At 51.4% G+C, this 14632-nt stretch carries 11 protein-coding genes; all 11 read left to right on the top strand.

What is annotated here, in order from left to right:
- Positions 1-53 precede the first annotated feature (53 nt).
- Complete coding sequence (locus tag NYE70_RS13320) at positions 54-1646, top strand: ABC transporter substrate-binding protein (protein ID WP_341046311.1); 1593 nt, start codon at positions 54-56, stop codon at positions 1644-1646.
- Between the two features lie 56 nt (positions 1647-1702).
- A complete protein-coding gene (locus NYE70_RS13315; RefSeq protein WP_341046309.1) occupies positions 1703-3784 on the top strand; it encodes a beta-galactosidase in 2082 nt (693 codons plus the stop codon).
- 106 nt (positions 3785-3890) lie between these two features.
- Entirely contained in the window at positions 3891-7469 is a 3579-nt protein-coding gene (locus NYE70_RS13310) for a glycosyl hydrolase 53 family protein (RefSeq protein ID WP_341046308.1), read from the top strand.
- A 68-nt stretch (positions 7470-7537) separates the two neighbouring features.
- The gene (locus NYE70_RS13305; protein ID WP_244861610.1) at positions 7538-8284 is read left to right on the top strand and encodes a sulfite exporter TauE/SafE family protein; all 747 of its coding nucleotides are present in this window, start codon (positions 7538-7540) and stop codon (positions 8282-8284) included.
- Between the two features lie 92 nt (positions 8285-8376).
- Positions 8377-8736: a hypothetical protein gene (locus tag NYE70_RS13300; protein ID WP_211024336.1), complete on the top strand. Its 360-nt coding sequence runs from the start codon at positions 8377-8379 to the stop codon at positions 8734-8736.
- 90 nt (positions 8737-8826) lie between these two features.
- Positions 8827-9408, top strand: coding sequence for a peptide deformylase (gene def, locus NYE70_RS13295; protein ID WP_211024338.1), 582 nt, complete (start codon positions 8827-8829; stop codon positions 9406-9408).
- Between the two features lie 16 nt (positions 9409-9424).
- Positions 9425-10102: a deoxyribose-phosphate aldolase gene (deoC, locus tag NYE70_RS13290; protein WP_211024340.1), complete on the top strand. Its 678-nt coding sequence runs from the start codon at positions 9425-9427 to the stop codon at positions 10100-10102.
- Between the two features lie 322 nt (positions 10103-10424).
- Positions 10425-10766, top strand: coding sequence for a hypothetical protein (locus NYE70_RS13285; RefSeq protein ID WP_341046306.1), 342 nt, complete (start codon positions 10425-10427; stop codon positions 10764-10766).
- Positions 10767-10860: 94 nt separating this feature from the next.
- On the top strand, positions 10861-11751 hold the full coding sequence (locus NYE70_RS13280; RefSeq protein ID WP_341046304.1) for an ABC transporter ATP-binding protein: 891 nt from the start codon (positions 10861-10863) through the stop codon (positions 11749-11751).
- Positions 11744-13924, top strand: a complete 2181-nt coding sequence (locus tag NYE70_RS13275) for an ABC transporter permease (protein WP_341046303.1) — start codon at positions 11744-11746, stop codon at positions 13922-13924. The genes NYE70_RS13280 and NYE70_RS13275 overlap by 8 nt, the downstream gene beginning before the upstream one ends.
- Positions 13908-14624 (top strand): hypothetical protein, encoded by a 717-nt coding sequence (locus tag NYE70_RS13270; protein ID WP_341046301.1) that lies wholly within the window; start codon positions 13908-13910, stop codon positions 14622-14624. The genes NYE70_RS13275 and NYE70_RS13270 overlap by 17 nt, the downstream gene beginning before the upstream one ends.
- Positions 14625-14632: the final 8 nt, after the last annotated feature.

Here is a 14632-nt window from a genome sequence, read left to right as displayed (position 1 = left end):
TATCGATAGATTCGAACCATTCAAATATAACAAATTAGGGGGAAGGTTTAGTCATGAAACAACAAAAGAGAAGATTCATGTTCCTGCTGGCGATGGTGTTCGCAGTGTCCGCCTTGTTGAGCGCTTGCGGAGGCAACGGCGGTGGTAAAGATGCCTCGGGTGCCAAAAATGCGAATACCGGTTCCAATGCAGCCGTGAATTCAGCGAATAGCGGAGGGGATCAAGCCGGACCGGACATCTCACAAGAGGTGAAGCTGAAGATGCTCCTGGTGGGCGGCAAGCCGGCCGATTATGACGAAGTGTTCGACGAACTGAACAAGCTGCTTAAAGAAAAAATCAATGCTACCGTGGAAACTGAATTTTTGGATTGGGCGGATTGGACGCAGAAATATCCGCTGAAGTTTGCAGCGAATGAGGATTTTGACATCGTTTATACGGCAAACTGGGCTTTTTACAATGATCAGGCACGCAAAGGCGGTTTTCTGGAATTGACGGAAGACATGTTGAAAACGTACATGCCGAAAACGTGGGAAGCCATGCCGGCAGTATCGTGGGACCAAGCCAAGGTCGACGGCAAGCTGTATATGGTGCCGAACAATAACATGGAAGTAACGGATAAAGTCGTAATCATCCGCGAGGATTTGCGCAAAAAATACAATTTGGAGCCGATCAACAGCCCGGAAACCTATGCCGCTTATGTGAAAGCCGTCGGCGCAAACGAGAAGGGCGTGAGCGCTTTTGGCGCCAAACCTGCCGATGGATGGAAATGGCATGAGCTGGACCAGGCTTTGCTCGAGCAGCAAAACGAATGGAATCTTATCGATTACAGTTTCCCGCTGGCTTATAAGCTGACTGACGAAAAGGGCCAATTGTTTAATGTGTACGACACTCCTGAATTCAGAGAACTGCTCACCTTTTATAAAGATCTTGCAGATAACAAAGGCTGGTCGAAAAACATCGTCAGCAACAAAAATGACGTTTGGCAGGACATGAAGGCCGGTAAAGTCGGTTCTTACGCGCAAACGCTCGGAACGGTCGGAGCTAATCTAGCGGAAATGCGCCGGGATAAACCGGAATATGAAGGTGCCATCGTCGATCTGACGCCGGACAAGAAAAAAATCGCCTCCATTTCGACGCAAAACGGGATGGCGATCCATGCTACATCCAAAAACGCGGAACGTTCTCTTATGCTGATCGACTTGCTGCAGAACGATAAAGAAATTCATGATTTGACGATGTACGGCATCGCAGGCAAGCATTATGAACCGGTTGGCGACGATCGATTCTCGGCCGGACCTAGCGCAGCCAATTACACCGGTTTCTCCAATTGGGGCTGGAACTCCCCGTTGAACCGCAAGGATGCGTCGTATCCGGTTGAAGCGGATGAGATTCTTAAAGACTGGGAGCCCAAAGTCCATCACTTCGCGCTGGAAACCTTCGTGTTTGACGATTCGAAGGTGAAGAACGAGGTGTCCAACGTCGGTAATGTGATGCTCCGCTATGCCATTCCGCTGGAGTACGGTTTGATCGATGACCTGGATAAAGGTCAAGCGGAACTGATCAAGCAGTTGAATTCCGCCGGCATCGGCAAGATCCAAGAGGAACTGCAAAGCCAGATCGATGCTTTCCTGGCCGCGCAGCAATAAATCAATCATCGCCGGAGTCATGGCTCCGGCGATTTTTCTTAAGGGAGGAGAACAACATGATGAACAAATTGCCACCGATTAGCGAAAAATTGCCTGTGATGATGCACGGAGCGGACTACAATCCGGAGCAGTGGCTGCATGACCCGGCCGTGCTCGAGGAAGACATCCGGCTGATGAAGCTCGCGAATTGCAATGTGATGTCCGTCGGGATTTTCTCCTGGGCGGCGCTGGAGCCGGAAGAAGGGACATTCACATTCGATTGGCTGGATCGCGTACTGGACCGGTTGGCCGCCAACGGAATCTACGCCTGGTTAGCGACGCCGAGCGGCGCGCGTCCGTCCTGGATGTCGGAGAAATACCCGGAAGTGCTGCGGGTGGAAGCCAACCGCCGTCGTAATCTGCACGGCATGCGGCACAACCATTGCTTCACCTCCCCGGTGTACAGGGAGAAGATTGCGATCATGAACATTAAGCTGGCGGAGCGTTATTCCGCTCATCCGGCTGTCATCGGTTGGCATGTCTCCAACGAGTATGGCGGGGAATGCCATTGCGATTACTGCCAGGAGGCCTTCCGGGCTTGGCTGAAACGGAAATACGGCAGTCTGGAGGCGCTGAATCAGGCCTGGTGGACGACGTTCTGGAGCCACACCTATACATCCTGGTCGCAGGTCGAGTCACCGGCCCCGCACGGAGAAATGATGGTCCATGGCCACAATCTGGACTGGCGACGGTTCGTGTCCGACCAGACAATCGATTTCTTCCGGCATGAAATCACACCGCTGAAGGCTATAAATCCCGATCTGCCTTGCACGGCAAACATGATGGATTTATTCTACGGGCTGGATTACCGGGAGTTTGCCAAAGCCGTTGACATCATTTCCTGGGACGCTTATCCGACCTGGCATGAAGCGGAATCGGAGATCGGGATCGCTTCATGGTTTGCCTTTAACCATGATTTGTTCCGTACATTGAAGAAGAAACCGTTCATGCTGATGGAAAGCACGCCGAGCCAGACGAACTGGCAGCCGGTCAGCAAATTGAAGCGGCCGGGCATGCACCGTCTTTCTTCGCTGCAGGCGGTCGCTCACGGATCGGACACGGTTCAGTATTTCCAATGGCGCAAAAGCCGGGGTTCCAGCGAAAAATTCCACGGAGCGGTCGTCGACCATGTCGGAAATGAGCATACCCGCGTATTTCGTGATGTCGCGGCATTGGGCGAAACCTTGTCGAGAATGACCGAGGTCGTCGGCACGAATGTTCCGGCGGAAGCAGCCATTCTGTTTGATTGGGATAATCGCTGGGCGATTCATGACGCACAGGGTCCGCGCAATGGCGGATTGCATTACGAGCAGACCGTCGTGCAGCATTACCGGGCGCTTTGGAAACAGGGCGTGCCAACGGATATTATCGGATCTAATGACGATTTCACTCCTTATAAATTAATCGTTCTTCCAATGGCCTATTTGCTCCGGGAAGAAACGGGTGCGAGACTGGAGCAATTCGTGAACGAGGGCGGAACTTTACTGGTCACGTACTGGTCCGGCATCGTCAATGAATATGATTTATGCCATTTGACCGGATTCCCCGGGCCGCTACGGCATGTACTTGGCATCTGGGCGGAGGAGATCGACGGGCTGCATGACCATGACCGCAACTCGCTCGTCATGTCTTCCGGGAACCAGCTTGGCCTGGAGGGAAGTTATGAAATTCGCGAGTTGTGCGAGGTAATTCATGCCGAAAGCGCGGAAGTCCTGGCAACCTACGGGGACGATTTCTATGCCGGCAAGCCGGTGTTGACCTTGAATCGGCCGGAGTCGGCGGGATCGGGCCGGGCGTATTATTTGGCTGCGCGCGTTAGTGAAGATGCTTTTTACGACGCACTTTACGGCAAGCTGGTCGAAGAAACCGGGGTACTCCGCACGCTGGATAGCCAACTGCCTGAAGGCGTTACCGCCCAGCTTCGGTGTGATGGCGATCATGATTATGTATTCCTGCTTAATTTCACCGGCAAAACGGCGAAGGTCCAGTTGGACAGCAGGGAATACGTGGATCTTGAAACCGGCGAATCTTTGTCCGGGACGCTGGATCTTCCGTTATACGGTTCGCTGGTGCTGAAGCGGAAACATGATCGGGATTAGATTCAAGTTTGACAGTCAACCGTAAAGCTGATCCGGAGGCAGGAAAGGGAGGGAATCCCTATGCCTCCTCCGGAATCTATATTCTTGATTAGGGAGGTAGATGGACATGAAGATTCCACCAAGGATGAATAAAAGATTACTGATGGTTTTAACATTTGTGTTAGCGCTTCCAAATTTAATGATTACATACTCTCCCTCTGTGACAGCCGCCGCCGGTTCCGCCTTATCATCGGGACTGACTCTGGAAAACCCGGGGTTTGAACTCGGAGACCTGACGGGTTGGACGGTAACAGGGGCCACCTATGCCGCAATGGTGAAAAACAACTCGGAAGACGCCCATTCAGGCAGTCATTCATTCAATTATTGGTATGGGGATCATGGCTATGAATTCAGGTTGTCCCAAACGTTAAGCGGCCTTGAGAACGGGACCTACGAATTACGGGCATGGGCTTCGGGCAAAGACGAGGAACTGGAAGCGAAGCTGTTCGCCGAAACGGGAGGCGTCATTGATGGTGACGAAGTTGGGGGAGAAGATGCGGGCTCTAGCTCTGGAGTCACCATGAGCACGAAGATCGTCAACAACGGCTGGAATGTATGGAAGGAGTATAAAGTAGAGGACATTCAGGTAACCGACGGCCGTGTTACCATTGGTTTTGAGGTGGCAGCACCGGCCGATTACTGGGGATATTTCGATGATATCCAACTGGTGAAATCGGGGGAAGAAGCTTATGATCCTAATAATTTCATTAAAGGCGTAGACATTTCCACCCTACAGGCACTAGAAGAACTCGGTGTCCAGTTTTATGACGATGGCTCGAGCAAAGATTTGCTGACCATCCTTAAAGACCATGGCGTGAACTACGTTCGGCTGCGGCTTTGGAACGACCCGGTTGAAGCGGGCGGCTTCAATGACCGGGAGCATACGGTAGAGATGGCGACTCGGGTCAAAGCCGTAGGGTTGAAATTGTTGCTGGATTTCCATTATTCCGATTTCTGGGCCGACCCCGGCAAACAGGTCAAGCCCGCGGCATGGGAAGGACTGGATTTTCCGGCGCTTAAACAGGTGGTTTATGACTATACCTCCGATGTATTGACCGAACTGGGGGATCTCAATGCGTACCCTGATATGATACAAATCGGCAACGAGATCAATAGCGGCATGATTCATCCTGAAGGATCGACCGCTAACTTCGATAATTTGGCTGAACTGCTGAATCAAGGAAGCCAAGCGGTCCGGGATACGACGCCGGAAGGGCAGGAAACGAAAATTATGCTTCACTTGGCTGAAGGGGGAAGCAACGGCAAATTCCGCAGCTTCTTTGATCAAATCAAAGCACGCGGCGTCGATTACGATGTGATCGGACTATCCTACTATCCATATTGGCACGGAACGTTTCAAGATCTGAAGAGCAATATGAATGATCTCGTAGCCCGGTACGGAAAACAAGTAGTCGTTGCGGAGACAGCCTATCCGTATACCTATGAAGACGGGGACGATCACGGAAATATTGCAGGCGAAGCCGAAACGGACATCGCCGGATTCCCCGCTTCGGTGGCCAATCAAAAACTAGTGACCGAAACCGTATTAAACACGGTAGCCAGCGTCGACGGCCATAACGGTCTGGGTGTGTTTTATTGGGAACCGGCCTGGCTGCCGGGCGTCGGCTGGAAAGCGGGAGAAGGCAATGCTTGGGAAAATCAGGCGATGTTTGATTTTGGCGGCAATGCCCTGGAATCCCTGGATGCATTCCGGTTTGTTCCGGGCAGCATCACTGAGGTGCTCCCGCTCTTGGTATATGCGGCAGATGGGATCACCGTTTCTAAAGGATCGGCTCCGGTGCTTCCGGCAAAAGTGAATGTTCTGTATAACGAAGGGTCCATTCGACCGACCGATGTACAATGGGACGGCATTACGGAAGAACAGCTCACTAAGCCTGGGAAGTTTACGGTATATGGCCAGGTAGCCGGTATAGAGCAGCAGGCCAGGATTGAAATTACCGTATTGGAAAAAGCGAACATGCTTCAAAATCCCGGCTTCGAGAGCGGAGATCTGACTCACTGGACAATTTCGGGAATCAGCGCCACCGGTAAAGTCGAGAAAAATGCAGGAAATGCCCATTCGGGCAGCCATGCGTTCAATTACTGGTACGGGGAGCCTTACGGTTATCAGTTGACCCAAAATGTCAGCGGGTTATCGAACGGAACCTATACTCTTAAAGCATGGGCGTCCGGAGGCGGAGGCGAAACGAAACTCAAGCTCTTTGCCACGGATTCTTCAGGCAAAATGCAAGGGACCGATATGCTCAACACGGGCTGGAATGTTTGGAAACAGTATGCCGTAGAGAATATTCAGGTTGAAGACGGGCGTTTGACGATTGGATTCGAGGTTGAAGCACCCGAAGAAATCTGGGGATATTTTGATGACGTCGAATTGATCCAAACCGCAGAGGCGCCGACGAAGCCTACCAACCCTACCACACCAGCGGAGCCCTCTAACCCGCAAGGCGGAGGTACTTCGGGCGGGTTGGGCTCGAATACAGGCCATCCCGGTGTGAAAGGTCCTGAAAGTAAGCCTGGAACGCTAACCATTAAACCTGACCAAATGAAGCGAAATGGAGACGGAATCGTATCGATTGACGTAAGTGAACAGGTGTCTACGCTGATCTTAACCGGCGAAGTTGTTAAATCGCTTGGAAGCAGTGCTCTGGAAGTCTCGAACGGGAATCTGAAGCTGAATCTGCCAATCGAAGTATTGCAGCAGCTTATCGGGGAGACAGTGAAGTCTGCTGATTATTCGGTCTCCCTGCAATTCGCCCAAGGCGACAAGCAAGCCCTGGAATTAGCGCTGGGCAAGGGAACTGCAAGGACTGAATTTACCTCGATCGAATATGCCGGACCGATGTATGATTTTAAACTGTCACTATTAGGCCCGGATGGCACCGAGACCGTATTGGACCGGTTCGTAAAACCCGTAACGATCTCTATCAAACCGAATACGGGAGTCCATAAAAATACTACCGGTATCTATTATATTTCCGAAGGCGGTAACCTGGAATTTGCAGGCGGGCGTTGGATTGATGGGGAAGTGACTGCGGAATTGAGTCATTTCAGTCCCTATGCGGTGCTGCAAGTCACCAAGCAGTTTGTAGATGTCTCCGACACGAACTGGGCATTTGAAGCAGTGGCAGGACTTGCAGCCAAGCAAGTCATTAAGGGAACGGCAAACGGAGCATTTGAACCGGGCCGCTCCGTAAGCCGGGCGGAGTTTGTCGCTATGCTTACCCGCGCTCTGAGACTCAAGCCGGGTGCAGCGGCAGGCTTCACAGACGTGGCTTCGGACGTGTGGTACTCCGGTGCTGTGTCGGCTGCCTATAATGCGGGAATCATAAAAGGTAGAGCCGCAACCGCCGGTATGCTGTTTGATCCAAACGCTCCGGTTACCCGTCAGGAAATGGCGGTCTTGCTGATGAATGCCTATGCACTGAAAGGGACATCCGAAGGTACGCTTCAGTCAGGTTCATTTGCGGATGAAGACAAAATTTCCGTTTGGGCGAATTCAGCCATAAAAAACGCGCAGGCCCTTGGATTGGTACAAGGCAGGGGAGACGGGGGCTTTGCTCCGACTGAACCTCTCACCCGGGCTGAAGCGGCACAAGCTGTTTATCAATTGTGGATTGCATTATAATATATAAATAAAGCCTAAGCCGGCATTTTGAATGCCGGCTTATCTGTATATCGGGGGGATAAATGCATATGATTATGGAGATCCCATCCTGGCTGGGTTTTGGCATGCTCGTTATTTTGCTGGCCGGTTTCATACAAGGGGTAACCAGCTTCGGGTTTGCACTTGTTTCGCTGCCGTTGCTAACTCTGTTTCTCCCGCTGAGACAGGTGGTTCCTCTGATCGTCATCCTCAGTTTTTTTACGAATATAGCAATTTTTATTAATTGTTATAAACATGTCGTAATCCGTAAAATCGGGTTGCTTACACTGTCAGGCATTGTTGCGGCGCCGCTAGGGTCTTACTTGCTGCTGTATGTAAACGAAACGGCGTTAAAAATTGCCGCGGGCGGCCTTATCGTGCTGTCCTCGGCGGTCATGATGTCGGGGAAGACATTTCAGGTCACGAGAGAAAGGCTGGGCTTCGTAACGGTCGGTCTGGCCAGCGGTTTGCTGAACGGGAGCATATCCATGAGCGGACCTCCGGTGGCGTTGTTTCTGTCCAATCAAGGAACGGATAAGGGGGCTTTTCGGGGAAATCTGACCTTCTATGCGCTCCTATTGAATGCCGTGACCATCATATCCTATATATATGGCGGTCTGCTTGATGAGGCGGTTTCAGAGACTCTGGTATGGCTGATTCCGGCAATGATTGCGGGGGTTCTGCTTGGAATCTGGGCAGGAGGCAAGCTGAACGAGGCTGTTTTCAAAAAGCTGACTTTGATCTTGATTCTTGTGTCGGGCTGCTGGACGTTGTGGACCGCTATAAAAGGACTGTAACTCTGCTCTCACCCGTCTCTAACCCATTGCGATTTTATGGTTTGACATTATTTTTGCGGCTATGATACTTTAGGCATGAATGAGGTGACTAATTGGATCATATAGAATTATGGATTCTGCTCTTTCTCGCCATTGTCGGATTGGGTTGGCTGAGTCACAAACATAGATATTCCGGCAAAGTGAGAACGGCCTACCGGGAACTTAAGGAACTGGCGGCCAAGACACGGGAAAATAAATCCGTTGCCGGGGATTTGGTGCTCTGGGAATCCGGTCTGAAGGAACTGGAACGGCATCCGAACGAGTATAATTTACTTGACCAGGAAATTGGACTTCGGGAGACTTTCTTGACCTATCTGGTGAAGCATTATCCGCAGGATGGCCGGTTGGAACAGCTGCGGGCCGCGACCCAATATTCGAAGGATGACGTCTGGGGAATGAAAGTAAGACGCTGATTTTGACAATGCTCCGGCTGCGTGCTACGCTGGGGCTGGTCTTAAGTTAAGCGCAAATTTTGCATGTGAAGGTGGATGAAGGATTCACTCATGAGTAAATTCAAAAGCGACTACATTATTACGATGGATGATATTGTGCGGGAAGGCGATCCTATCCTGCGGGTGGTGACCGAGCCGGTCAGCGTGCCTCCGACGGAGGAGGACCGTGAGGAAATGGCGTCGATGATGGCCTTTTTGAAGAATAGCCAAGACCCGGAATTATCAAAAAAATATAAGCTGCGGGCCGGAGTGGGGTTATCCGCGAACCAGATCGGTTTGAACAAACGGATGTTTGCCGCACTCTTGTCGGACGATCAGGGTAATGATCGTGAAGTAGCTCTGTTTAATCCCAAAATCGTCAGCCATTCGACGGCGATGGTGTATTTGCCGGAAAGTGAAGGCTGTCTGTCGGTGGACCGTGTAGTGCAGGGGTTTGTACCCCGCTACGAGAAGGTGCAGGTCAAGGCTATCGATGAGAAGGGCAAAGAAGTGAAGCTGCGCTTCAAAGGTTTCGACGCTATTGTTATGCAGCATGAGCTCGACCATTTGAACGGAGTTATGTTCTATGACCGGATCAACAAGGAACACCCGTTCAAGCTGCCTGAAGGCGTGCAAATCACAAGCTTATACTAAATTGGAGGAATTAAGGATGAGTACGAAATCGGTAATAAGCCGGATCGATCATACGTTATTGAAGGCGGATGCGGGAAAAGAAGGCATTCTTAAACTGGCCGCCGAGGCAAAAGAGTATGGCTTTGCTTCCGTATGTGTGAACCCTTACTGGGTAAAGACCGCGGCCGAAGCGCTTAAGGATACGCCGAATGTGAAGGTGTGCACGGTTATCGGGTTTCCGCTAGGAGCGTCCGCACCGGAGGCAAAAGCTTTTGAAACCGTTCAAGCCATTCGCGACGGGGCTACCGAAGTTGACATGGTCATTAATATCGGCGCGCTGAAGGATGGGGACGACGAAGCGGTTGTCCGCGATATGGTTGGTGTTGTCGAAAGCGCCGCAGGCAAAGCCTTGGTCAAGGTCATTCTTGAGACCTGCCTGTTGACCCCGGATGAGATCGTCCGGGCTTGTCGTCTGGCGGTTGCGGCTGGCGTTGATTTTGTTAAAACGTCAACCGGTTTTTCAACGGGCGGAGCTACGGTCGAAGCGGTAGCATTGATGGCGAAGACGGTCGGGCCAGGCATCGGAGTCAAAGCATCCGGAGGAGTCCGGAATCTTGCCGATGCTGAAGAGATGATCAAAGCCGGAGCAACCCGGCTCGGTACGAGCGCAGGCGTGGCGATCGCTCAAGGGCTTAGCAGCCGGAGTGATTATTAATAAAGTAAGCGGCTAATAAGCTTGTATCAAAAGCGCTATTCCAACGAAAAGGGAATAGCGCTTTTTTTGATGGATCTCCAGCGCGATTCAACGGCTCTATAACTGCAAAACCTACAGTTAATTTTCTGTGGTTTAAGATTTTTCGGACATTAACTGTAAAACGTACAGCTAATCCGTCGTTATCGGCTATCAAAGAGAAGAAAGAGCGAAAATAGCTGCAGGTTTTACAGCTATTTGTGAAAAACGGGGGCAGACGGGCAAATTAGCTGTAGAAATTCCAGTTAATCTGCCTGGAGGGTGAGGATTTCATGGGTTGCCTAGATTGCCAGAGTTGTCTGGAATGTCGGATTACCTAAATAGTCTAATTGTCTGGATTACCTGGATTACCTGGATTACCTGGATTACCTGGAATACCTGGATTGCCAGGGTTGTCTGGAATGTCTGGAATGTCTGGAATGTCTGGATTGTCTGGATTGTCTGGATTGTCTGGATTGTCTGGATTGTCTGGATTGTCTGGATTGTCTGGATTGTCTGGATTGTCTGGATTGCCTGGATGCCTGGTTTGTCTGGATTGCCTGGATTATCTGGCACGGCTGGCATGGCTGGGATGAGGGAAGGCGACGGGCATCTCCCGGGCATCTCCAGGCATAAATTATTTTTCTAGAAACAGGTATCAACTTTTTTTTCATGCCTCCCGTTACATGTACAGATAGTAACCGCGCGGGTTATCGAATACAGTCTGGGAATGAGGATGTTTTATGATAGAAATCAGCCATTTATCCAAAAAGTACCGGCGTGGGGGATGGGCGCTCAACGATGTCACCCTGACGCTGAATGAAGGCATGGTCGGCTTACTTGGGCCCAACGGGGCCGGAAAGTCGTCGTTAATGCGTATATTGGCTACCTTAGTGCCGCCAACGGCGGGCGAAGCGACGATCAACGGGATCCCGCTTCGCAAAGCCGAGGATATCCGGGGCATGATCGGCTATCTGCCGCAGCAGTTCCAGGTATATCCTCAGTTGACCGGTGTCGAGTATCTGGATTACGTGGGCGAGATGAAAGGCATGAATGACCGGAAACGGCGCAAGGCGGAAATCGACCGGCTGCTGGAAGAGGTCAATTTACAGGATAAAGCGGGCAAACGGGTCAGGACTTACTCCGGCGGGATGAAACGGCGCCTTGGTATCGCTCAGTCCCTGCTGGGATCTCCGCAGGTGCTGATCGTCGATGAGCCAACGGCCGGCCTCGATCCGGAAGAGCGCGTTCGCTTTCGCAACTTACTGACCCGGTTCAGCCTGGGCCGGATCGTGCTTCTGTCCACCCATATCGTGGCGGACATCGAAAGCAACTGCCGGCAAATCGCCGTGCTGGACCGGGGCCGGGTCAGAATGTCCGGCGATTTGGCCGAGCTGCAGGATTACGGGCGCGGCAAGGTGTGGGAAGGCATCGTCAGTGAGGAGCAGTTTGCCAGGTTGGACCCGATGTCCGTAGTATCCACACGCCGGAGCGAGCAGGGGCTGTTGTGCCGGGTGATCGGCGAGGCGCCTCCATCCGGTTCGGACGGCGTTCTGGTCCGTCCAACTTTGGAGGACGGATACTTGGCGCTGCTGCGGACGAGCCAGAGGGAAGGTGCTCGCGGTTATGAATAAATGGCTTCGCCAGTTCCGTTTTGAATGGAACATGATTTTTCGTAACTTGTGGCTGCTGGCTCTGCCGCTGGCATTTGCGGTGATGAATGTGTGGACGATCGGCAGTGTAGCGCCCGAATCAAATTTGTTTAATGAGGCCTATACGTTTCATGCTTTCGTCCATACGATGACGCTGGGGCTTGTTATGCTTGTAGGCATATTGTCGGTGCGAAGGGATATACGCCGTTCCTCCTACGAGTGGAGTTCGGCGCTGCCGGTTCCATACGCCACGAAAGTTTCAGCCAAGTATCTAGCCGGGTTAATCTATTTTTCGATCTTTACGCTGATCGCCGCGGCTGTGTTTGCCTGGTTTTCGGCTCAACGGGGGATTGCTCCTGAAATTACGGTTGAATATGCGTTGTATTTTGCCGTGACCTATGAGATTTCATATATGGTAACGCTGGCCTTAGCCATGCTGCTGGCGATTGCGATTCCTAACCGGGTCGTCTATCTGATCGGTTTTTGCGCGTGGATGTTCGGAACGTTTTTCATGGATATTTTTTTGATCGACAAAGCGAGGCTTTATCCGTTGCAGACCTTTCATTTAAGCCGCTTGTTCCTGGTTACGAATCAACCTAACGATACTTGGGGCTTCCGCCTAATCGGGGATGAACTGCTATATTCGCGCCTGTTCGTATTGTCCTTTGTCTTATTGCTTCTGGTTGCCGGCGTTACGGTGTTGAACCGGATCCGTCCGACGAAGCACAAACTGGCGGTCTGGAGTGTTAGCGCGTTTGCGGTTCTACTCGCCGCCCTGGCATTCGTGCCTTACGGCCAAATCTGGCAGCAGCGGTATGAGGGCTATTACGCCAAGCTTGCCGATCAGACTCTCAAGAGCCTGGATGAATCTCCGGAATGGAATTCTTCCGATCTGTTTAAGATCACGGAGTATGATCTAAATGTAGTGAGGGAACCCAATGACAGTCTGCGGATCACGGCAAAGCTTACGATCCCTGGCGATGATTTGAAGGCTGCGGGGAACCGGGAACTGAACTTAACGCTGAACCGCAATTTTAATGTGCAGAAAATCAGGGTCGGTGACAATGAAGCTTCCTTTTCGCGCAAAGGGGATCAGCTGGATATCAAACTTCCTGCCTTAAAACCTGAAGGTTTGCTGGAGGTTGAAATTACCTATGCGGGGACCATGATGGATTACGCGCCGGGATTTCAGGGTCAGGGTTCGTTTTATGCCTTCGTTAAAGGCGACGACCTGTTTCTCCCCGGTTATATCGCCTGGTACCCGCTGGCGGGACACCAACCAGTTTACGTGAAGGAAATGGACGGTTCCGGCATACAGCTTGGGTCGGTGTTTATCCCTCATGCTCCTTATTCGACCGCTTTCAAATTGAGTCTGGCCGGATTCGATCGCCCTTTATATACCAGTCTGCCGGAAACCGGGCGCGAGCAAGGCAAGCAAGCTTTCGAAGGTCAAGTGAGCGAAGGTCTCTCGTTGTTCGGCGGGGACTTTTTGGAACTGGAATCGGGGGATTTTCCGGGTAAAGCGGTAACGACGCCTTATAACGCCAAGCTTGGAGAGGATATTCTGGCACAGTGGAAGAAAATGTACGCTTATTTTTCCGGATGGATCCATCCTTTTGAATCCCGTCTCGACCAGCTGTTGTTCCTTCCAAATGAGAATTATGTGAAATATAGTGTGGAAAATCAGACTTATGTGATGATCTATCTTTTTGACAAGGATTATGCTTCCAAAATGTTAATGAATCAGATGCTCCTGGGAAGCCGTAAAGGCGATTATTTGATCGAAAATATGAGCGAGGATGTCCGCCTGCAAATCCGGGGGCTGATGTGGTACCTGTATACCCGGGAAGAAGAAGGCTTTAGTGACGAAGAAATTTGGCAAGGGTCTGGAAATGGATACTTGATCCAGGAACTATATGCAAGAGATGAGGGGACTGATCCCGATCGCGTTGGATTGCAAATGGTAAAACAGGTTGCGCAAGCGTTGGATGAAGGCAAATACAAACAAGTCAAAGAAGTGTTGAATTATTTTTACGCCAAAGGAATTGAAGTTCCCGATCCGAATGTGGAGCCTGCGATTGCCGATAACAAAATTCCGTTTACGGAATGGGAAAAGGAATGGAAGAGGGTGATGGGCGATGAAAACGGCAATTGAGCAGTTGCGGCGCGGATATTCCTTTGATCTGAAACTGCAAAAACAGCCGGTCGCGGCTCTGGTGCTGTTTGTATTTATCCTCTATCTGATTAGTATCATGCTCGGCGACAAACCGCGTACCGTCTACTATTTTTCGGAAATGGGGATGTACCCGCTAGTCATCATGCTTATGCTGCTCTTGTTCCAGCGGGAAATCGGGGGAGGGAGCATGGAGATGATCGCCACGTACCCGGTTTCCCTGAGGTTGATCGCCGTACGCAAATGGGTGATGGCGCTGTTATACGCATCTTTGCTAAACGTAGGATGGATGGCGGTTTATCTGCTGAAGTTCGGGCGGATTTCCACATTCATGTATCCTTGGGGTGGGGGAGAAGGCGCAAAAAGAGTGACGGGGATCTTCCCGTTAATGCTCCAGACGATGCCCGCTTTCATGCTGCTCGCCTCTATAACGCTGATAGGAATGGTTATATTCCGTAAAACCTATGGGGGATTGGCGTTAGGGTTTGCGGTTTGGATGGTTGATACGGTCAGCGGCGGGAGCTGGTTGTCCCGATGGACGCTGTACACCGCCTTTCTGCCGGAGAAGGCATCGTTTCCGTTAAACCGGGTCATGCTGATGCTGGCCGCCGCCGCGCTGCTTGCTGCAGCCGTGTGGCTCATCGGGAAGAGGGAACGCTGGATTATTGAGGAAGAAGAATAACATTGAAA

Origin of the sequence: Paenibacillus sp. FSL R5-0407, assembly GCF_038009185.1 — a bacterium.
GTDB lineage: Bacteria > Bacillota > Bacilli > Paenibacillales > Paenibacillaceae > Fontibacillus > Fontibacillus vini.
Note: the sequence above shows the minus strand (reverse complement) of the source record. Positions and strands in the feature narration are given on the sequence as shown.

Coding starts and splice junctions, on each gene's coding strand:
- NYE70_RS13275 (WP_341046303.1), top strand. CDS start 11,744: ATGAATAAATGGCTTCGCCAGTTCCGTTTTGAATGGAACATGATTTTT.
- NYE70_RS13320 (WP_341046311.1), top strand. CDS start 54: ATGAAACAACAAAAGAGAAGATTCATGTTCCTGCTGGCGATGGTGTTC.
- NYE70_RS13310 (WP_341046308.1), top strand. CDS start 3,891: ATGAAGATTCCACCAAGGATGAATAAAAGATTACTGATGGTTTTAACA.
- deoC (WP_211024340.1), top strand. CDS start 9,425: ATGAGTACGAAATCGGTAATAAGCCGGATCGATCATACGTTATTGAAG.
- NYE70_RS13270 (WP_341046301.1), top strand. CDS start 13,908: ATGAAAACGGCAATTGAGCAGTTGCGGCGCGGATATTCCTTTGATCTG.
- NYE70_RS13305 (WP_244861610.1), top strand. CDS start 7,538: ATGATTATGGAGATCCCATCCTGGCTGGGTTTTGGCATGCTCGTTATT.
- NYE70_RS13280 (WP_341046304.1), top strand. CDS start 10,861: ATGATAGAAATCAGCCATTTATCCAAAAAGTACCGGCGTGGGGGATGG.
- NYE70_RS13315 (WP_341046309.1), top strand. CDS start 1,703: ATGATGAACAAATTGCCACCGATTAGCGAAAAATTGCCTGTGATGATG.
- def (WP_211024338.1), top strand. CDS start 8,827: ATGAGTAAATTCAAAAGCGACTACATTATTACGATGGATGATATTGTG.